Origin of the sequence: Pseudovibrio sp. JE062 (assembly GCF_000156235.1) — a bacterium.
In the GTDB taxonomy this organism is placed as follows: domain Bacteria; phylum Pseudomonadota; class Alphaproteobacteria; order Rhizobiales; family Stappiaceae; genus Pseudovibrio.
This window is the reverse complement of record NZ_DS996805.1, coordinates 525,859-546,707: the sequence shown is the minus strand read 5'-3', so window position 1 is coordinate 546,707 and position 20,849 is coordinate 525,859. Positions and strand designations below refer to the sequence as shown.

Genomic DNA, 20,849 nt, shown 5'->3' with positions numbered 1-20,849 from the left:
TCCCTTCAGCAAACACCGGAGGCACTTAACCCCCGGCAACCTCCAGTTTAATCAACTCTGACGCTTCATGGAATGATTTTCTTAAGTCTTGAACGATTGGACCTGGTCGCCCATCACCAAGAATTGTTTCGTTTATTTTCACGACAGGCATGACAAGCCCGGAAGCACTTGTTAAAAATGCCTCTTGCGCACTTTTTGCCTCTTCCAGAGAGAAACCGCGTTCTTCTACGGAAAATCCTTTCATTTCCGCCAATTTTAGAACGCCCGCTCTGGTAATTCCTTTTAGAATTCCGTGAGTAGCAGGTCGCGTAACCAAAGTGCCGTTCTTTAGAATTATCCAAGCATTGGTTGAACCGCCTTCAGTTATAAGGCCATTTTTATCCACAAACCATGCTTCGCGAGCCCCGGCCTCCTTAGCCTTTTGTTTAGCAAGAACATTAGGCAAAAGACCAACAGTCTTGATATCAACGCGGTCCCAACGATTCTCTTCAACCGTAATAACGCCAACACCCTGCGCCGCAACCTTGTCCATTTTGCCCGCCGGCACAGACTTTGCGGTCATAACCACAGAAGGCAATGTTCCCGCTGGTGGAAAATAGTGATCACGAGGCGCCACACCTCGCGAGACCTGCATGTAGATCAGGCCATTTTTGACGCGGTTCAGGGAGATCACTTCCTTCATCACCTGCACCAGAGCGGCACGAGACATGGGTGAAGCGATCTGAAGTTCACTCAAGGACCGGTCCAGCCGGTCAAGATGCGCAGTCATATCAACGATCTGCCCCCGCCAGACCTCGCAGACCTCATAAACACCGTCAGAGAACTGGTAGCCCCGATCCTCAACGTGCACGGCTGCATGTGAATGCGGCACATATTGTCCATTTACGTAGGCAACACGGCTCATCAGCCTCTCCATTCCCCGAAATATTCAACAAATTACATCTAAGGGCATTTACTGAATACTATCAAGTGCCTACCGCACCATAAAACTGGATATTTCCGGTTTGGATCACTGAGAAAACCTGAGCAACACGAAGACAGATCATCGCGACGTCCACCACTCAGGCGTTTATCATCATTTGCACCCACCATCTCAGGCTTCAGTGCTGTGTCGTACGGCACACCCAGCGCAAAATAAAAGAAAAGCCTGACACGATCCCGTATCAGGCTCCAAATCATTTCGGCTATGATGGCTCAAACCTCAAGAACCAAAATTATTTCAGTAATTCGCCCTAGAAAAACTCCAGAGACACGCGGAACATCTGCTCCACCTGACGAACTTTGTCCGCAACAGCGAAGATGACCACGCGGTCATGTGCCTGAATGCGCTCATCACCGCAAGGTGTGATCACTTTTCCATCACGCAAAATACCGCCGATACGGATACCTTCTGCAAGCTCAACCTCTCGCAAAGGACGCCCAACAAGTGGCGACGTATCCAGCGCTTCCGCTTCAATCACCTCAGCAGCACCATTTTGCAAGGCATGCACCGCACGGATACGGCCACGACGCACATGCTGGAGGATCTTGGAGATCGTTACCTGACGCGGGTTCACAAAGGCATCAATGCCCAAAGCATGCGCAAAGGCTGGATAACTGGTGTTGTTCAATAGCGACAGGTTACGCTCGCAACCCATCTTCTTGGCCATCACGCAGGACAGGATGTTCACCTCATCCTCGTTGGTCAACGCCACCATCATATCGGAGTCTTCAACGTCCGCTTCCTGCAGCATGACCTGATCCAAAGCACTGCCATGCAAAACCACAGTTCTGCGCAGTTCATCAGCAATACGAATAGCCCGGTCGCGGGAATGCTCGATAATCTTTACTTTGGTTCTGCTCTGCTTGCCCTCAAGACGGCGGGCAACATAAGCACCAATATTACCGCCACCAGCGATAAGAACGCGCTTCGCCTCTGGCTCTTCATGGCCAAAGATGCTCAGCGTACGACGCACCTGCCCGCGCTCACAGCACACATAAACCAGATCACCTTCGCGCATCATGTCAGAGCTGTGCGGAACAAAGACCTTGCCATCACGGGCAATGCCAACCACCACAGCAGACAGATCCGGGAACAGCTCCGTCAACTGACGCAGTGGCGTATCCAGAACCGGACAGTCACCACCACAATCAATGCCAACAATAATCATGTTGTCGTCGGCAAAACGCACAGTTTCCATAGCACCCGGCAGCGATAAGCGCCGCAGGATCATCTCACCCACCTCAATTTCGGGCGAAATGATCACGTCAATCGGCATGTTATCGCGGGAAAACAGGTTGCGATAATGAGATTGCAAATAGCTTTGCGCACGAACACGCGAAACCTTGATCGGCACGTTGAACAGCGAGTGCGCCACCTGACACGCGACCATGTTGATCTCGTCATACAAGGTCACGGCAATGATCATGTCAGCCTGGTCAGCACCTGCCTGCGCCAGCACATCCGGGTGCGCACCATGGCCAATAAAGCCGCGCACATCCAGCGTGTCTCGAATGGCATGAACCAGCTGCGGGCTGGTATCAATCACAGAAACATCGTTCTGTTCCGCAGCAAGCTTTTCGGCAATGCCGTACCCAACCTGTCCGGCGCCACAAATAACAACCTTCATAATTCCAGTCCTTTGCTCTGCCTCTTAACTGTCACCGATCAGGTGAGACCAAGAGACTTGAGCTTTCGGTGCAATGCTGACCGTTCCATACCAATATATTCGGAGGTACGCGAGATATTACCGCCAAAACGCTTAACCTGTGCTTGCAGATATTCACGTTCAAACTGCTCACGCGCTTCACGAAGCGGCAAGGACATCAGCTCTTCACCACCGGAAGAACCCGGCATGCTTGGCACGGTAGAAGCCACTTCCGCAGGCAGAAGATCAGCTGTAATCACAGCATCCGGATCTGCCCGGGTCAGGATCATCAAACGCTCAACATTGTTGCGCAGCTGGCGCAGGTTGCCCGGCCAGTCATGGGTCTGCAGCACCGCCATGGCATCTTCACCAATCCGGCGCATTGGCAGGCCGGTGGAGTTGGAAATCTGCTTCATGAAGAAGTGGATCAACTGAGGAATATCCTCGCGCCGCTCCTCAAGAGCCGGCACCCGCAACGGCACAACGGCCAGACGGTGATACAGGTCCTCACGGAACAGACCTTCCGCAATGCGGTTTTCCAGATTGTAAGCACTAGACGACAGAAGGCGCACATCCACCTTCACCTTGTTGTGGCCGCCCAGACGGGTAAAGGTCTGATCCACCAGAACACGCAGGATCTTGTTCTGCGTTTCCAGCGGCATGTCCGCAATCTCATCCAGATAGATCGTGCCACCATGCGCTTCTTCCAAAGCGCCAACCTTACGCGGTGTGGTTTCCGTCTCTTCAATGCCGAAGAGCTCTTCTTCCATACGCTCCGGCGTAATGTTTGCAGCAGAAAGCACAACAAACGGAGACTTGGACCGCGGCGATGCCTCGTGGATCGTGCGCGCAACGGTCTCCTTACCTGAACCGGACGGCCCCGTTATCATCACACGGCTGTTGGTCAGACAAATACGCTCAATGGTCAAACGCAGGTTATTGATGGACGAGGAACTGCCCACCAGATTGGAAACATCACCAGCACGCTGCTTCAGTTCCTTGATCTCACGCTTCATGGAAGAGGCTTCCAGAGCACGCTCGGTGATCAGAACCAGTTTGTCAGCCTTAAACGGCTTCTCAATGTAATCGTAAGCACCCTTCTTGATCGCAGAAACCGCTGTCTCCACGTTGCCGTGACCGGAAATGATCACGACTGGCAGGTCTGGATTTTCTTTCTTGATCACTTCAAGAACTTCCAGCCCGTCAAGCTTGCTGCCCATCAGCCAGATATCGAGGATGATCAGAGACGGCCTGCGGTCAGCAATAGCAGCCAGCGCCGCATCGCTATCACCAGCGGTCCGCGTATTGTAGCCGTCATCCTCCAAAATACCGGCGATCAGCTCACGAATATCTGCTTCATCATCAACAATCAGAATGTCACTTGCCACGGCTTATCACCACCATTCTTAAGTTTCATCTTTGGGAGAGGAAGGATCATCGAAACTGCGCAATGTCAGTCGAACCATGGCGCCATGCCCGCCCTCGGCAACAGATGGCGCATCCAGCAGTTCAATACCGCCTCCATGATCTTCCATAATTTTCCGCACAATCGCGAGCCCCAGACCCGTACCCTTTTCGCGGGTGGTCATATAAGGCTCCAAAAGCCGTGTGCGGTGTTCAGTTGGAAGGCCAATTCCGTTGTCGATCACATCAATCGTGTGAACCGGCCCTTCCGAGTAAAGTTTCACCAGAACAGAGCCCTGCTCCGGGTTTTCTTCTTTCGCCAGATAAGCCTCAACAGCCTCCGACGCATTTTTGATCACATTGCCGACAGCCTGCCCCACAAGGCGACTGTCAAATGTCGCCCGAACGGCCTCGCCCGGCACATCCGTCTCAAAGTGGATCTGCGAATTGGCAACGGAAACCATGAAGGTGGACTCACGCACCACAGAACGCAGATCAGCAGATTCCATCTTCGGTTTTGGCATACGCGCAAACGAGGAGAACTCATCCACCATGCGCCCGATATCACCCACCTGACGAATGATCGTATCCACGCACTGGTCAAACACCTTGCGGTCATCATCCTCAATGCGCTTGCCATACCGGCGGCGAATACGCTCTGCAGAAAGCTGGATCGGTGTCAGCGGGTTCTTGATCTCATGCGCAATCCGGCGCGCCACATCAGCCCAGGCTGAGTTACGCTGCGCAGCAACAAGATCCGTAATATCGTCCAGCGTCACCACAAACCCATGCTCAGAGCGTGTTGCTTCCTCGGTCGTCACACGTACATTCACAGTGCGCTCACGCCCCTTTCGCATGATAGCAACCTGCGCCACCTGAGCACTATCCCTGCTTTCCTCAAGCGCCTTGGAAACAACCTCCTGAACCTCAGGGATTGTCTCGTAAATTGGTTTTTCAAGAAGCTCTTCTTCTTCCTGACTGAGAAGGCGCTTGGCGGACCGGTTGACCATGGTCACATCGCCTTCATCATCAATCCCGATCACGCCGGAAGACACACCTGCCAGCACAGCCTCACTGAACCGGCGGCGGCGATCAATCTGATCATTCGCAGCCAAGAGCGCATCACGCTGCCCACGCAGCTGACCAGTCATGTTGTTGAAGGTCCGACCAAGGTTCTCAAGGTCACCACTGGCTTTTGCAGCTTCAACCTCAACATAATAGTTGCCTTTGGAAACCTGATCCGCAGCGCCAATCAGATTGCGGATTGGCAGCACCAGCTGGTTTGCAAATCCAAAGCCGACCCAGATGGACGACAGCAGCAAAACAAGCGCCACGCCCACATAAACAAGAGCAAACGCCAGCTGCACTCCAAAGCGCCGCTGTTCCAGCTCCGCATACTCATTGACGCCAGCCTCAGCCAAACGCTGGTACTCAACCACGCGCGGATCAAGTGCACGGGTCACATATAGATAAAGATCTTCATAGGCAGACAGCTTCATCACGCCGCCCACAAGGTTGGAAACACCCGGCGCAATCAGAACCGGAGCCCCGTCTTCCGCCTGGTTCATCGCCACCTGAGGCGGCAACAACGGCTCCACCTTCGGATCGCGCAGCACGCGCATCACGACGGTGCCATCGTTCTTCAGGATGTAAGCGCCCAGCAATCCACGCACCCAGGTCTGGGTTTCAAAAAAGCGATCAAAACGGGTCGGGTCATAGAAGTAAGAGTTACGGTTCAGGTCCACATCACTGGCCATGCCAATCAGGGTGGAACGCAGGGAGTTCCCGTGCTCCTGAACATAAGCAGCCGCCACAGACTGCGCATTGGTGATGATGTTGCGCGTTCGCGTCTCAAACCAGCGATCGAGGCCCTGATCCAGCGTAATCGTCGCCACCACAGCAACAATAAACGCAGGCAGCGCGGCTACCAGCGAGAACATGGTCACAATGCGCACATGAAGCCGGGCCGCAGCACGCCCACGGCGCCGCGCCTGCAACAGCTTCACCAGCTCAAAGATAATCAACCCGATGAGCAGCAGCACCAGCGCGCCATTGATGCCAAGCGCGATATAGACAACCTTTTCAGATGGAACGATAGGCGTTACACCCATCAGCACCAGAAAAGAAACCCCGATAGAACACAGTGCCAACAGCACCACTGTCAGGCCAAACATCCGGGATTTCCGCCCCTTAGCATCAAGCTTTCGGGTATGTTCTTCTGTTTTTGATCTGAAAATCATGAAACGCGAACCTGCGCACCTGCGATAACTTTATTAATTTTGGAAACAGACTATTAGCACGAATTGTTGCCAAAATGCGACAATGGGTTTTATTAGTCACACTCTTGATGGGGAAAACCAGAGAGCTTCACTGTAAATGCGTTTTAGCTGAACTCACTTCACCCAAACTTTTCATCATATAATTTACCACAATCTAAACTTGTAATTTCATAAAATTCGACCAATAGTCGCGCCACGTTTCAACGCAATTTCAATGATATAGGTAGGTTTCTATGTTTTTAGCACTTGCGCTTCTTGGCCTCTTATTGCTTGTAGCTGGCATAATCTCGATCATAGTTCCGCTCAAATTTATCGGAATTTCATCTCGTAAAAAGGCTTTGATGCCATTACTGGCGGGTTTCGTTGTCTTGGGAGTGGCCTCATCCCAACTTGATACTGAGCATAATCAGGCAGCCCAAGAAGCTGGCTTTGATAGCGTGAAAGACTACAGGCACGCAAAAGAGCTTGGAATTACTTCCCCTGAAGAGTATGCCCCAATCAAAGCAAAAGCACTTGCTGCAGAAGCGGAAAAAGAAAAAGAAGAACAAGCAAAGCAGTTAGCACTAGACACACAAAAGGCCCAAAATGCAGGCTTTGCAACTATCGAAGAGTTCGAAGCCGCAAAGAAAGCTGGCTTTGATACTGCTGATGCTTACGCCGAACACATGAAGAAAGAAGCATTTTTTGCGATACCTGCAGAGCAAACACAGTTTGTAGCAGCAGTACAAAAGGCGACTGAGAGTTACCGTGCAGCAAAAAATGAGCTGGCTCAGGGTGGAACAAGATCAAAACGAAAAGAGAATGTTTGCGCAGTACTTTCCAGTCTCGAAGTTCAAAATTGGGTAGGACAGCTTGAGCAACTTACCTCCAACTCAGATGGACTGGGTGTTATCAGCGTGCGATTGGCAGACGGCGTTACCGTTAAGACTTGGAACAACGCATTCTCAGATATTGGCGACAACACACTTATCGAACCTTCATCTGCATTGTTCTCTAAAGTTGCAGAGTTGGACAAAAACCAACGCATCAGATTCTCTGGTCGCTTCTTTAGCTCAGATCTCGACTGCATCAAAGAACCAAGCATTTCTTTGCGTGGCTCCATGACAGATCCAGAGTACATCATGCGTTTCTACAATGTCGAAACACCATAAGTTTTGATCACAAAAAGCAAAATGGCGCCTTTAACAGCGCCATTTTGGAAATCTCATTCGATTAAAATCGATTATCTTGAACTACGGATCACTTGCACATCCAAATCGCGGATTTTCTTGCGCAGGGTGTTTCGGTTTACACCCAGAAGTTCTGCAGCCTTGATCTGGTTGCCCCGGGTCGCAGCAAGCACAGCGCTGATCAGCGGATACTCCACCTCACGCAAGATGCGGTGGTAGAGGCCCGGAGGTGGCAGTTCTTCACCAAATCCGCTGAAGTAATCCCCCAGATATCGCTCTACAGAACCACTCAGATCCTGAGCAGAAGGCGCGTCAGCTTCACTGATCGCAGCACTTGGCTGTGACAGTTCCAGATCAATCAGGCTCGCCGTGATGTCATCCTGCGGATAAAGCGCAGCCAGGCGGCGAACAAGGTTCTCCAGCTCACGCACGTTACCCGGCCAGCGATAGCGGCGCAGCTTATCAAGCGCGGCCACTTCAATCTGCTTGGCTGGCAGCCCTTCGCTCTCCGCCATGGCAAAGAAGTGCCGGACAAGATCCGGAATATCCTCAGTGCGCTCGCGCAAAGGTGGGAGACGGATGGGAACCACATTCAAGCGGAAGTACAGATCTTCACGGAACAGCCCCTGATTGATCAGCTGACGCAGATCCTTGTTGGTCGCCGCAATGATGCGTACATCGGTTTGGATCGGCGTACGCCCACCCACAGAGGTATACTCCCCCTGCTGTAACACACGCAGCAAACGGGTCTGTGCCTCCATCGGCATATCGCCGATTTCATCCAGCAGCAGCGTACCGCCATCAGCCTGCTCAAACCGGCCAGAAGACCGCGCCTGCGCGCCCGTAAACGAGCCCTTCTCGTGACCAAACAGCTCAGATTCAATCAGATCTTTCGGGATCGCAGCCATGTTAACCGCAACAAACGGGCCGTTCCGGCGCTTGCCATAATCATGCAGCGCCCGTGCGACCACCTCTTTACCAGTGCCACTCTCACCGTTGATCATCACGGTCAGATCAGTCTGCATCAAACGCGCAAGCACGCGATAGATTTCCTGCATGGCAGGAGAACGACCCACGAGCGGAATATTGTCATTGCCCTCACCGCCCATATCAAACTGACGACCTTTTGGCTCTGCGAGCGCACGGCCAACAATGCCGGTCAGTTCTTTCAGATCAAACGGCTTGGGCAGATACTCGTAAGCCCCCTGCTCAGAAGCCTTGATAGCGGTCATGAAGGTGTTTTGCGCACTCATGATGATCACTGGCAGTTCCGGACGCAGCTTGCGGATGCGCGGCAGCACATCAAACGCATTCTCATCCGGCATCACCACATCAGAAATCACCAGATCCCCTTCGCCCGAGCTCACCCAGCGCCACAAAGTCGTTGCGTTGGAGGTCAGTCGAACAGTGTATCCCGCACGGGAAAGCGCCTGATTGAGAACGGTACGGATCGCAGAATCGTCGTCAGCAACAAGAATGGTTCCACTCGGCATACTCTTAGTCCTCAATTCCAGAATTTACATCAGGCCCGGTAAAGGCAGGCATCAGAATGCGGAAAGTCGTGCCCCGAGTGCCGCTTTCACATTCCACCACACCGCCATGATCGCCCACAATCTTGGCAACCAGCGCCAGCCCAAGGCCGGAGCCATTCGTCTTTGTCGTGATAAACGGGTCAAACAGATGTGGCCGCAGATCTTCCGGCACCCCATAGCCGTTATCGCGCACACAAAACTCAAGCGGCAGGCTTACACGCTCCTGCACGCCGGGCACAGAAAGGCGCACGCCGGGGCGGAAAGCCGTGGAGACGACAATCTCCGGCTCATTCGCACCGCTCAACGCTTCACTTGCATTCTTGATCAGGTTGATAAACACCTGCACCAGCTGATCCCGATTGGCATAAACCGGCGGCAGTGACGGGTCATAATCCTCAACAATGCGCACCTTGGACGCAAAGCCGTTCTCCGCAACCCGTTTCACATGATCCAGCACCACGTGGATATTCACTGGCTCGCGATCAATCGGACGCTCATCAGAGAACACTTCCATCCGGTCCACCAGCTTCACGATCCGGTCCGTCTCCTCCATAATGAGACGGGTCAGTGAACGATCATCCTCACTGGCTGATTGCTCCAGAAGCTGAGCCGCACCGCGAATACCGGAGAGTGGGTTCTTGATCTCATGGGCCAGCATGGCCGCAAGACCGGTCACTGTGCGTGCAGCACCGCGGCTGGTCAGCTGCTTATCCAGCTTTTCTGCCATGGTGCGCTCCTGAAACAGCAGCACCACACTGCCGGGAGCATCGCTTAAGGGGGAGGCATGAATATCAACCAGCTTCTCCTGCCCGATGCGCGGAGAGCCGATATCCACCTTGTACTCGTTGACCGGTCCACCACGATCACGAACCTGCGCGATCAGTCCCAGCAACGGGCTGCCAAACGGCACAAACCACGAAACTTCACGGCGCTTCATCACCGACAGGCTGGCGTGGAAGAATCCTTCCGCCGCACTGTTCGCGCCAACAATCTTGTCATCGCCGCCCACCACAACAACAGGGTGTGGCAGTGAATCCAGAACGGCCTGCCCCGGCACACCACTACTCAGTGAGGCCTTGGCGTGTGTTAGAGTGTCTCCTCCCGTCTCCAACATCAGGCAGCGCTCCTCAAAGGTGTTTGAACAAACCAGTCATAAAGGGTTGCGCGCACCTGATCCGCGTCCAGACTGGTCATCAGTCCGCGCATAAACCCTTGCGGCGCATCATCCAGCCGTCCGGCGGCCTCCAGATACCAACCCATGTGTTTACGGAAGGCCCGCACGCCAATCTCAAAGCCGTAATGCTCCAGCATGGCGTCGTAGTGCCCCACAACAAGTGTAGCCAACTCTTCCCCATGCGGGTCAGCAAGCCGTTCGCCTGTTTCCAGATAATGCGCAATGCGGCCCGGCACCCAAGGCCGACCATAAGCACCACGCCCCACCATCACCAGATCAGCACCGGATTGCGCCAGCATCTCATCTGCATCATCAAAAGAGCAGCAATCCCCATTGGCAACCAGCGGCACATCAGGAATGACATCCCGCACCTGCCGGATCGCACGCCAGTCCGCTTGGCCCTTGTAAAACTGAGAACGCGTACGCCCATGCACGGTGATCATCTTCACACCCGCATCCACCGCACGTTTGGCAAGTTCCGGCGCATTGATGGAGGCCTCATCCCAGCCAAGACGCATCTTCAGCGTCACCGGAACGGAGACCGCCTCAAGCGTTGCCTCAACCAGCGTCATGGCATGGTCCAGATCCTTCATAAGAGCAGAACCGGAGTAGCCGGAGGTTACCTTTTTCGCAGGACAGCCCATGTTGATGTCGATGACATCTGCGCCAGCTTTTTCAGCCATGCGCGCGCCTTCCCCCATCCAGTGAGGGTCCTTGCCCGCCAGCTGAACGATGTGAGGATCAATCCCCTCACCTTCAGCACGCATCAACGATTCTGGATGTCCGGTACACAGCGCTTCACTGGCAACCATTTCACTCACCACCAGCCCCACACCGTAGCTCAAGGCAATACGGCGGAACGGCAAATCCGACACTCCGGACATTGGCGCAAGAATAACTTTGTTTTTGAGAGGGATATTACCTATCGTCAGCATTACGCATATTTCTTGAAAGAGCCTAGTTGCACATCAAATGAGCAGCACATGAAGTTGCACATATTCTAACCAAACTAAAAATTTAGGCAAGGGAATATTAAAGAGAAGCTATTGAAGTGTTGAGCTTCGGCGCCAAATCCTCCAAAACCCTCACCAACACAGTTCCATAGAGCTGCTCTCCGCCACACTGGCCATGCGCAGCAGCTCCTACTCAATCAGGTGATCCAGTTTTGCAGCCCACTGAAAAAATTGCATGCATCATAGTTGCGGCAGGACGCGGTTCCCGCATGTCCACGCAAAATGACAGCAGTCCGAAGCAGTATCGCGACCTTGGCGGAAAGACTGTTCTGCAAAGAACACTGGAAGCAATTTTGTCCTCTCCGCAGGTCGATCTGGTTTTGCCCGTCATTCACGCAGAAGACGGTGACGCCTACCAGAATGCCGCCAGCATGATCACCGATCCGCGACTGATCGCACCAGTCACCGGCGGCGCAACCCGGCAGGCCTCTGTCGCATGCGGCCTGAAAGCACTGGAAGAACAGGCCCCGCGCTACGTCCTCATCCATGATGCAGCACGCCCATTCATCACCCCAGCCGTGATAGAAGACGCTGTCTCCGCCCTGCAAAACGGCGCAGAAGCAGCCCTTCCTGCAGTACCCGTCGCCGACACGCTGAAACGCGCAGACGCAAACCAGCAAGTTAAGGAAACCGTGGACCGCACCCATCTGTGGGCCGCGCAGACACCACAAGCCTTTCCTTATTCCCTCATCTGGGAAGCCCATCAGGAAGCCATCAGACAGGAAATCGACAGCTTCACGGATGATACGGCCTTGATCGAATGGCAAGGCAAGTCTGTCACCATCACCGCTGGCGACCCGCAAAATATCAAGCTCACAACACTTAAAGACATGACAAACGCACAGGAACAGATCGCCATGAAAAACCTCGCAGACCTTGGCGACATTCGCGTAGGCACCGGCTACGACGTGCACGCATTTGAAGACGGCGATGCCGTCATCCTTGGCGGCATTTCCATTCCGCACACTCAGAAACTCAAAGGCCATTCAGATGCTGATGTAGGCCTGCACGCTCTGACTGACGCCATCTTCGGCGCACTGGCAGATGGCGACATCGGCTCTCACTTCCCACCATCCGACATGCAGTGGAAAGGCGCAGCGTCTGACCAGTTCCTGAAATACGCAGTTGACCGGGTTCACAAGCGCGGTGGCATGATCGCACACTTGGATTTAACGCTGATCTGTGAAGTTCCGAAAATCGGCCCACACCGGGAAGAAATGCGCAAACAGATCGCGCAGATCTGCGACCTGCCCATTGGCCGTGTAGCGGTCAAAGCCACCACCTCTGAAAAGCTGGGCTTTACCGGTCGCAAAGAAGGTATTGCCGCGCAAGCCTGCGCAACCATCCGGCTTCCGTTCGAAGACTGAACATCGCCGAGACTGTAAAGGGAGACAGAACCATGACCGATATCCTGAGCCTTAAGGAAAGAGCCCGCGTTCTTGTCTCCAGGTACGCAGAAAAAGAAATCAAGATCGCCACAGCAGAAAGCTGCACCGGCGGCCTGCTCGCAGGCTTGCTGACAGAAGTGCCCGGCTCCTCTGCTGTGCTCGACCGCGGCTTCGTCACCTACTCCAACGAGGCCAAACACGAGATGATCGGCGTCCCGGTGGACCTGCTTGTCAGTTACGGCGCCGTCAGCAGCGAAGTAGCCAAAGCCATGGCCAGCGGTGCCCATTTCTGCTCCAACGCCAACGTCGCCGTCTCCATCACCGGCATTGCCGGACCTGACGGCGGCACCAAGGATAAACCAGTAGGATTGGTCCATTTTGGCCTTGCAGCTGACGAAGAGGAAACCCAGCACGTACAGTGCCTCTTCGAGAACACAGGACGCGACGGAATACGCTTTCAGGCACTTGAACAAGCATTAAAACTTTTAGAAAATTTTATTGAAAGTAATTAATCGAAATTTACCTTCTCGCTAAAAGGGTACCAACTAAGGAATACACCTTAAGACATTCTAAGAAAACTTAGATAAAATCTGTTTTAAATTTAGAACGGAATGTCACGGAATACCCATGAGATATATTGCTAGTTTGTTTTTGGGTCTAAGCTTGAGCACTTCTGCGTTCGCAGCTTCAGATGTATTCCTTATTTCAAGAGGCCTTGATGACGAGTTCATCGGGTCTCATGAAGTCCAGAAGATGCCGCGCGCCGGCTATAAGGAACTGCGCCTGTGCGGCCAGTCCTACTGGGTGCGCCCCTATTCCGTCGCCTGGACCAAATGGGAAGAGCAACTCGGCCATAAGATCCGTCTTGAGGTCAATCAGGGCTACGGCTGGGTGGTGCTGTGCACCAAACCAACCAACGCACTCAACCTCAAAGACGTTGGCATTTACGCTTCTCTTGAAAAGACCATGGAGCTGGGAGATCCGGATAAGGAGCTCACCAACCGCTTCCAGGCCATCCGCCGCACCTTCGTCATGCGTAACGGCCTGACAGCGGAACAGGCAGAAGCGGAAATCACCAGCAACTACGAGCCTAAAGGCTCCCGTTTGAGCCAGTTCCTGAACAATCGCGACAAGAATTAAGCGGTATTTCAGGGAAACTTCGCTATCACATAACGCCGAGTGGGCTTAAATCATTACCAAAAGCCCGCTCCAGAGACCTTCAGAGCCCGCTTTTCATACATGAAAGTTTTGCATCAAGGGCGAGCTCAAATGCACACATGGCGACCTGCACAGACCATAAAAGTGAAGTCCCTTGGGCTCCACTGGCGCGGCAGCGGCTTAAATATCCAGCACTACCTGCAATTATAAAGGATTGTATTAGAAGCTCCATCATAATCAACTTCTCCCTTTAAAGTTAAATTCAGCCTTTGTGTGACCTCGCTTGATTATAGAATTTCAAAAGCAGTTACCCAGAGTCCTACCTCTCTGGGGATTATCGTTTCGTGCGTTGATCGCCTGTCTATTTGCTATATTGATCAGTGGATGCAGCTCCGATCCCAAAAAGCTTGCAGGATCATGTGATTATGAAAAGTTACTCGAAAATGCCGTCAACCAATCAGGCTATAGCTTTTCCAGCAAAAACAAAGATCAGCTTAAAGTGATATTTGACCTATTTTTCCATGAAGTAGAAAAAAACAAATGCAAGAAGAGTAGCTCTTTTAATTATTGGGATGATCACGGGCTAACATTTTGGCAAAAATATAATGGCCTTAGAATTGGATACTTGCTTCGCTTAAAGTTACTTTCAAACAACGACATTTGCTTATCAGGCTTTAGGTTAACGAAAAGAACCGCCGCAACGTACCGAGGGTATTGCCAATACAAAGGGTGGGTTTGGTATAATAGAGAGTACAACAAATGAATGTGCCCAACCGGACTGGCTGAGCAGTTAAAGCGACACCGCACCAAAGAGGCAAGCTGAGCAAGCCGCAGCCCATTTATCAAGGCGCTGCTCAAGTGCTGTCAGTTGTTTAGGAAGCAAAGCCTGCTGGCTGTAGCCGGTCAGGTACCGTAGATTTTGTCCGCACGGTCTTCAAAGGCTGCGGAAAATTTACGGAATGCACGGTCAAACATGGCGCCCATCATGGAGCCCAGTGTCCGACTTTTGAATTCGTAATTGATATAGAAGCTCACATCACATTCCTTTTCGGAAACCTGATCGAAGCTCCAGACATTTTCCAGATGGCGAAACGGGCCATCCAGATACTCAACCGTAATTTTGCTCGCCTCGCGATCAAGCGTCACGCGGCTGGCAAATGTTTCTTTGAAGACTTTGTAGGCCACGGTCATATCCGCCACCATCATTTCACGGTGGTCATCAATCTTCCGGCGGCCACGCACACGCAAGCCCTGACACAGCGGCACAAACTGGGGGTACTGTTCCACATCTGCAACCAGGTCAAACATATCATCAGCACTGTGCTGAACTCGATGTGTGCTTTCGAAAGAAGGCATATGCTCGCGTTCTTTTTCTTCTAGTTTTTCAAAAATTCTTCAGGATGCTCTAAGCGACCTTTTTCGATTTGCCAAGAAAAATCTTAGTGTTCTCATTCTTCAGCGGGCAACAGTGAGCCAAAAGCATCAGAATTTTTCACCTCGCAAATATACCGCGACGATCTAACGCAACCGTTTCAATCTCAAAACTCTGGTCAGTACTCAAAACTCAATTCTACACTATGCGCTAATACTTAGCTCTTTTTGAAAGCAAACCCAATGCTTAGTCCTTTTAAAATATCCCGCCTCGCCAAAGAAGGCGGAGAACAAGATTACTTAAGAACCACCAATGCACTCGCTGATACCCCTGTGCAAGTTATCAGCCGTGAAGAAACCGCCAGGTTCCAGCAGCTCACCGTTGTCGAAGATGGCATCGAGCGCATCAGATACATTCCCCACCAACCCAAACATAAAACCCCGCTCATCTTCGTTCACGGCATGTGGCACGGCGCCTGGTGCTGGAAGAACTATCAGGAAAAACTCGCCGAAACCGGTTGGGAAAGCGTCGCCATCAGCCTGCCCGGCCATGGCCACTCACCAGAGCAGCGCCCCATCGCCGAAGCCACACTAGGCTACTACCTGCGCTTCATCGCTGACGAGGTTCAGCGCCATGAGCGACCTCCCGTCCTGATCGGTCACAGCATGGGTGGAGCACTGGTGCAATGGTATCTAAAATACGTGGGCGGGCTGAAAGCCGCCGTCTTTGTCGCCTCATGGACCGCAATCGATGTGCTGCAGGATTGCCTGAAAAACGCAATGACGATCGACCTGCTTGGAACAGCCCTGTCACCCTTCCTCGGCTACAAGTTCCAGTTTCGCTCACCCAAAATCGCCGCCAAATGGTTTCTGGCAGAGCAATCCAATCCAGTCGCCCAATACATTCAAAGCCAGCTGGGGCCAGAATCCGAAGTGGTGCTCATGCAGCACCGCCCGCCTCAATGGCTCCCACCTCTGGATGATGAAACACCAAAACTGTGGCTGACCGCCAGCGAAGACGCCATCGTCCCCTTCAACCGCTCCCTACACTCCGCAGCTCTGTATGAGGCCACCCATAAGATCGTGCCGCACGCCGGTCACGACCTCATGCTGGAAGACAACTGGGAGGAAAGCCTCTCCTACATCACCACCTGGCTACAAAACATGAGCACCACCAAAGCACTGGCAACAGGTTGATCAGAGGCCTAAAACAAGGAGCGCCCTATCAAGCAAAGCGGCGCTCTTTAGATCCTTAAGTTCACATCTGCAGGCGCACAACGCATCGGGCAGCCTCGGCTGCCTCTTCAGCATAGCTCGGATCCCGATGGATAAGCATGGTGGAAAAGGCACCCTCCATCAACAAAACCACACGGCGTGCCAACATCTCTGGCTCTTTCAATCCAGCCTGCTGATAACAATCTCCCAACCACACCTCAAACTTTTTCTTGTGCTTTGCTCCCACCACCACAGCCGGATGTCCCGGCATGTTGGCAAGCTCAGCAGCCGTGCGGATGAACCCGCAGCCTTTCCATTTGGGATGGCGCGCATTCTCTGAAAGCCTCAGGAAGATCACAGCGGTCTTATCCGCCACATCGCCTTCAGCCTCCTCAAACCACGTGGCAAACGCTGTCAGGTTCGGCTGATCCCGGGAAATGAGATACTCAGCCACCAGATCATCCTTGCTCTTAAAATGGTAGTAGAGCGTTTTCTTCGTGATGCCGGCTTTTTCAGCAATCGCATCCACGCTGACAGCGCGAATACCCTCGCCGTAAAACAGCCTGTTGGCGGCATCCAATATGCGATCTCGGGTTGAACTAGGAGGTGTCTGAGCCATGTATACTAACCAGTGAGTTTACTGAAGCATGCGCTGTTCCTACCCTGAAGTCAATCCAGGTCACCATGAGGAACACACCATGAAAAAGCTCGTTCTGTTTGAAGTCAGAGACCAGATCGCCCTGCTCACTCTAAACCGCCCCCAAAAGCTCAATGCCCTGAACTACCAGACCAACGACCGCCTCCTGGCACTGCTGGACCGCATCGAAGACGACACCGCTATCCACTCCGTGATCATTACTGGTGCAGGAGATCGCGCCTTTTCCGCAGGCGGTGACATTCACGAGTTCTCGCAGAGCATAGAAGCTGGAACCGACATTGCATTGAAAGAGTTCGTAAGACGCGGTCAGGCTATGACCAGCCGCATCGAAAACTTTACCAAACCAATCATCATAGCCGTCAACGGCATCGCCTTTGGCGGAGGATGCGAAATCACTGAAGCCGCCCATCTGGCCATCGCCTCAGATCGTGCCGTCTTCGCAAAGCCAGAAATCAACATCGGCATCCCGCCCACCTTCGGCGGCACACAGCGCCTGCCCCGTCTCGCTGGCCGCAAACGTGCATTGGAGCTACTGTTAACCGGAGACCCTTTCGGCCCAGAGCGCGCATATGAGCTCGGTCTCATCAACAAAATCGTCCCGCATGACGACCTCCTCCCCGAAGCCTTCGCCCTTGCCGAGCGCATCCTGCGTCACTCCCCGCTCGCTGCAGCCCGCATCCTCACCGCCGTCACCCGCGGCCTCAACACCACCATCTCAGAGGGCCTCCAGATAGAAGCCAACCAATTCGCCCGCATGGCCCCCACCAACGACACCAAAGAAGCCCTCTCCGCCTGGATCACCCGCCGAACCCCAATCTACGAAGGCACATAAGCCCAACAAAAAAAGAGCGCCCCACCTTCCAGCGGGACGCTCTTTTAAATCTCACAGTATCAAACCAGTGCTTAGTTGCCCTGCTTCGCCTTACGGGCGGCTTTCAGTTCGGCGAAGTCTTCGCCGGCGTGGTGGGAAGAGCGCGTCAGTGGGTTTGCGGATACTTTCAGGAAGCCTTTCGCGTACGCGATTTTCTCGTAAGCCTTGAAGTCTTCCGGTGTCGGGAAGTTCATCACCGGATGGTGCTTCTTGGTTGGCTGCAGGTACTGACCAACGGTCAGGAAGTCCACATCAGCCACACGCAGGTCATCCATCAACTGAAGCACTTCGTTGCGCTCCTCACCCAGACCAACCATGATGCCGGACTTGGTGAACATCTCAGGATCAATCTCCTTCACGCGCTGCAGCAGGCGGATGGAGTGGAAATAACGGGCACCCGGACGAACCTTCAGGTAGTTGGAAGGCACAGTTTCAAGGTTGTGGTTGAACACGTCAGGCTTAGCCGCAACAACAATCTCAAGCGCACCATCCTTACGCAGGAAGTCAGGTGTCAGCACTTCAATGGTTGTTTTTGGAGAAGCCTTGCGGATTGCCGCAATCACGTTGGCAAAGTGGGTCGCACCACCATCATCCAGATCATCACGGTCCACAGAGGTAATCACCACGTGCTCAAGACCCATGGAAGACACAGCCTTGCCGATGCTTTCCGGCTCGCTCTGGTCAACAGCACCCGGCATACCGGTCCGCACGTTACAGAACGCACAGGCACGGGTACAGGTGTCGCCCAGGATCATGAAGCTTGCATGCTTCTTGGACCAGCACTCACCAATGTTCGGGCAACCTGCTTCCTCACAAACCGTCACAAGGTTGTTCTTGCGAACCAGTTCGTGGGTTTCTTTGTAAACAGGAGAAGTCGGAGCCTTAACACGGATCCATTTTGGCTTACGCTGTACAGGATTGTCCGGGCGATGCGCTTTTTCCGGATGGCGCGGACGCTCTTTTTCCTGCACTGCAGACGCCGTTTGGCTTTTATGATTAGGATCGAGTGTATTTACCAGTGTAACCATATCAGTTCCGTCAGGTCCGAGACTTTGCTGCACACTTGCCTTAAGGGTCAGTGTCCCTGTCTCTTATAAATTTAGTGGTCCATAACAGGAAATGAAGCATCTCTCAATGCTACACACTGGTATTCAATCAGTTCTGCGCCTCAGGACCACGCCTATTCAAAGCCAATAGCATCCCCGCCAATCAGTGCTGCAATGAAGGCAAACGCAATTGCGCCAACCAGTGCAACAACGGCTTGATCGAGATACTCATTCCCCAGGGAAACTTCCACGTCCGCAAACTCGAACAGGTAAACCCCTGAAATACCACCGAGAAATCCGGCAATAATGATAATGGCGAATTCACCGCCAACAGTGAACATCACCAGCAAGGTCGCAATCACGGCACAAACTGCTGACGTTACCAGCCAGATGATAGAGTTCATAAAGTCCACGGGTCTTCTCCTTTTTTAAAAAGAAGAGTACCCGCGAAAAATTAAGTCCCTCTCACTGGTAAAATTCCAGTGAGAGGGATTTGATTTACATATTCAGAGCACGGCCGTAGGCGTCCAGAACACTTTCCTTCATCATTTCGGAAAGGGTTGGATGCGGGAAGCAGGTGTGCATCAGCTCTTCTTCGGTGGTCTCAAGACCCATCGCAACAACGAAGCCCTGAATGAGCTCGGTCACTTCAGCGCCAACCATGTGCGCACCCAGCAGCTGACCAGTCTTGTTGTCAAACACAGTCTTCACAAGACCTTCCGGCTCGCCAAGAGCGATCGCCTTACCGTTACCCATAAATGGGAAGCGGCCAACGCGAACCTCATAACCAGCGTCTTTTGCTTTCTGCTCGGTCAGACCAACAGAAGCAACCTGCGGGTTACAGTAGGTACAACCAGGAATCTGGTCACGCTTCATTGGATGAGCGTCAAGGCCGGAGATCTTCTCGATGCAGATCACGCCTTCATGCTCAGCCTTGTGCGCCAGCATTGGAGGACCAGCAACGTCACCGATTGCATAGATGCCAGGAACATTGGTGCGGCTGAACTCGTCAGTCACGATGCAACCACGGTCAGTCTTGATGCCAAGAGCTTCAAGGCCGAGGTTCTCAATGTTACCAACAACGCCAACAGCAGAAATCAGCTTCTCAGCGGTGATTTCCTGCGCCTTGCCGTCTTTGGTCTCAATGGTAGCAGTCACCTGCCCTTTGCCTTTAACGACCTTGGAAACCTTTGCTTCCATGACGAACTTGATACCCTGCTTCTCCATCTGCTTTTTCGCAATCGCGGAGATTTCAGGATCTTCAACCGGCATGATGGTTGGCATCATCTCAACAACGGTCACATCAGCGCCCATTGTTTTGTAGAAGGATGCAAACTCGATACCGATCGCGCCGGAACCCATCACGATGAGGGACTTCGGCATCTTTTCCGGAACCATCGCCTCAAAGTAGGTCCAGATGTTTTCCTTGTCAGGCTCAAGACCTGGGATCACACGTGGCTTCGCACCTGTTGCAACAATGATGTGCTTGGCGGAGTAAGAACCGTGACCTTTCACACCCTTTGGAGTTGGGTGCTGAGGCTGCATAGCGTCTTTGGAAGAAGGACCAACAGCGATCTCACCCGGCTTGGTGAGTTTTGCTTCACCCCAGATGATGTCCACTTTGTTCTTCTTCATCAGGAAGCCGATACCGCCATTGAGCTGACCGGAAACACCACGGGAGCGCTTCACAACAGCAGCAGCATCAAAGCTCACGCCTTCAGCGGAAAGACCGTAGTCCTTGCCATGCTGCATGTAGTGGTAGATCTCAGCAGAACGCAGCAGCGCCTTGGTTGGGATACAGCCCCAGTTCAGGCAGATACCGCCCATATGTTCACGCTCAACAATCGCGGTCTTGAAACCAAGCTGCGCGGAGCGGATTGCGGTTACATAGCCACCAGGACCAGAACCAATGATAATCACGTCGTAGGCGTTGCCACTCATCTA

The 20,849-nt window shown here is 52.9% G+C and carries 18 protein-coding genes; 6 read left to right on the top strand and 12 right to left on the bottom strand.

The genetic code is table 11. The annotated features are described in order from the left end of the window. Positions 1–25 precede the first annotated feature (25 nt). The 4 genes from PJE062_RS02305 to PJE062_RS02290 all read right to left on the bottom strand — a co-directional run bounded on the left by PJE062_RS02305 (position 26) and on the right by PJE062_RS02290 (position 6,205). On the bottom strand, positions 26–904 hold the full coding sequence (locus PJE062_RS02305; RefSeq protein ID WP_008547130.1) for a D-amino-acid transaminase: 879 nt from the start codon (positions 902–904) through the stop codon (positions 26–28). A 328-nt stretch (positions 905–1,232) separates the two neighbouring features. Then, positions 1,233–2,609 (bottom strand): Trk system potassium transporter TrkA, encoded by a 1,377-nt coding sequence (gene trkA, locus PJE062_RS02300; RefSeq protein WP_008546938.1) that lies wholly within the window; start codon positions 2,607–2,609, stop codon positions 1,233–1,235. Between the two features lie 38 nt (positions 2,610–2,647). Then, positions 2,648–4,015, bottom strand: coding sequence for a sigma-54 dependent transcriptional regulator (locus tag PJE062_RS02295; RefSeq protein ID WP_008546581.1), 1,368 nt, complete (start codon positions 4,013–4,015; stop codon positions 2,648–2,650). Positions 4,016–4,033: 18 nt separating this feature from the next. Beyond that, positions 4,034–6,205, bottom strand: coding sequence for a PAS domain-containing sensor histidine kinase (locus PJE062_RS02290; RefSeq protein WP_086005217.1), 2,172 nt, complete (start codon positions 6,203–6,205; stop codon positions 4,034–4,036). Between the two features lie 338 nt (positions 6,206–6,543). Here PJE062_RS02290 and PJE062_RS25745 point away from each other — a divergent pair, with 338 nt between their 5' ends. Beyond that, a complete protein-coding gene (locus tag PJE062_RS25745) occupies positions 6,544–7,461 on the top strand; it encodes a hypothetical protein (protein WP_157039021.1) in 918 nt (305 codons plus the stop codon). Positions 7,462–7,532: 71 nt separating this feature from the next. Here the strand turns inward: PJE062_RS25745 and ntrC are convergent, their stop codons facing one another. From ntrC to dusB, 3 genes are read right to left on the bottom strand one after another with little or no spacing between them, the layout of a single operon-like run. Further along, positions 7,533–8,972, bottom strand: a complete 1,440-nt coding sequence (gene ntrC, locus PJE062_RS02280; RefSeq protein WP_008546739.1) for a nitrogen regulation protein NR(I) — start codon at positions 8,970–8,972, stop codon at positions 7,533–7,535. Between the two features lie 4 nt (positions 8,973–8,976). Then, positions 8,977–10,125: a nitrogen regulation protein NR(II) gene (locus tag PJE062_RS02275; protein WP_050773816.1), complete on the bottom strand. Its 1,149-nt coding sequence runs from the start codon at positions 10,123–10,125 to the stop codon at positions 8,977–8,979. Beyond that, positions 10,125–11,120, bottom strand: coding sequence for a tRNA dihydrouridine synthase DusB (dusB, locus tag PJE062_RS02270; RefSeq protein ID WP_037035820.1), 996 nt, complete (start codon positions 11,118–11,120; stop codon positions 10,125–10,127). The genes PJE062_RS02275 and dusB overlap by 1 nt, the downstream gene beginning before the upstream one ends. 230 nt (positions 11,121–11,350) lie before the next feature. Here dusB and PJE062_RS02265 point away from each other — a divergent pair, with 230 nt between their 5' ends. The 3 genes from PJE062_RS02265 (at position 11,351) to PJE062_RS02255 (ending at position 13,726) form a co-directional block, all read left to right on the top strand. Beyond that, entirely contained in the window at positions 11,351–12,565 is a 1,215-nt protein-coding gene (locus PJE062_RS02265; protein WP_086005216.1) for a bifunctional 2-C-methyl-D-erythritol 4-phosphate cytidylyltransferase/2-C-methyl-D-erythritol 2,4-cyclodiphosphate synthase, read from the top strand. 32 nt (positions 12,566–12,597) lie between these two features. After that, on the top strand, positions 12,598–13,098 hold the full coding sequence (locus PJE062_RS02260) for a CinA family protein (RefSeq protein WP_008546368.1): 501 nt from the start codon (positions 12,598–12,600) through the stop codon (positions 13,096–13,098). A gap of 151 nt (positions 13,099–13,249) precedes the next feature. Continuing rightward, positions 13,250–13,726: a hypothetical protein gene (locus tag PJE062_RS02255; protein ID WP_008546650.1), complete on the top strand. Its 477-nt coding sequence runs from the start codon at positions 13,250–13,252 to the stop codon at positions 13,724–13,726. A 921-nt stretch (positions 13,727–14,647) separates the two neighbouring features. On the opposite strand, the gene PJE062_RS02250 is transcribed toward PJE062_RS02255, so the two are convergent. Beyond that, a complete protein-coding gene (locus PJE062_RS02250) occupies positions 14,648–15,100 on the bottom strand; it encodes a type II toxin-antitoxin system RatA family toxin (RefSeq protein WP_075698601.1) in 453 nt (150 codons plus the stop codon). 258 nt (positions 15,101–15,358) lie between these two features. Here PJE062_RS02250 and PJE062_RS02245 point away from each other — a divergent pair, with 258 nt between their 5' ends. Then, a complete protein-coding gene (locus PJE062_RS02245; protein WP_008546720.1) occupies positions 15,359–16,312 on the top strand; it encodes an alpha/beta hydrolase in 954 nt (317 codons plus the stop codon). Positions 16,313–16,373: 61 nt separating this feature from the next. On the opposite strand, the gene PJE062_RS02240 is transcribed toward PJE062_RS02245, so the two are convergent. Beyond that, the gene (locus tag PJE062_RS02240; RefSeq protein ID WP_037035818.1) at positions 16,374–16,949 is read right to left on the bottom strand and encodes a TetR/AcrR family transcriptional regulator; all 576 of its coding nucleotides are present in this window, start codon (positions 16,947–16,949) and stop codon (positions 16,374–16,376) included. Positions 16,950–17,028: 79 nt separating this feature from the next. Between PJE062_RS02240 and PJE062_RS02235 the strand changes: the two genes are divergently transcribed. Beyond that, on the top strand, positions 17,029–17,820 hold the full coding sequence (locus PJE062_RS02235; protein WP_208982107.1) for a crotonase/enoyl-CoA hydratase family protein: 792 nt from the start codon (positions 17,029–17,031) through the stop codon (positions 17,818–17,820). Between the two features lie 71 nt (positions 17,821–17,891). Here the strand turns inward: PJE062_RS02235 and lipA are convergent, their stop codons facing one another. The 3 genes from lipA to lpdA all read right to left on the bottom strand — a co-directional run bounded on the left by lipA (position 17,892) and on the right by lpdA (position 20,846). Then, complete coding sequence (lipA, locus tag PJE062_RS02230; RefSeq protein ID WP_008546199.1) at positions 17,892–18,887, bottom strand: lipoyl synthase; 996 nt, start codon at positions 18,885–18,887, stop codon at positions 17,892–17,894. A 152-nt stretch (positions 18,888–19,039) separates the two neighbouring features. Continuing rightward, on the bottom strand, positions 19,040–19,309 hold the full coding sequence (locus PJE062_RS02225) for a hypothetical protein (protein ID WP_235861670.1): 270 nt from the start codon (positions 19,307–19,309) through the stop codon (positions 19,040–19,042). A 94-nt stretch (positions 19,310–19,403) separates the two neighbouring features. Further along, entirely contained in the window at positions 19,404–20,846 is a 1,443-nt protein-coding gene (lpdA, locus tag PJE062_RS02220; protein WP_008546277.1) for a dihydrolipoyl dehydrogenase, read from the bottom strand. Positions 20,847–20,849: the final 3 nt, after the last annotated feature.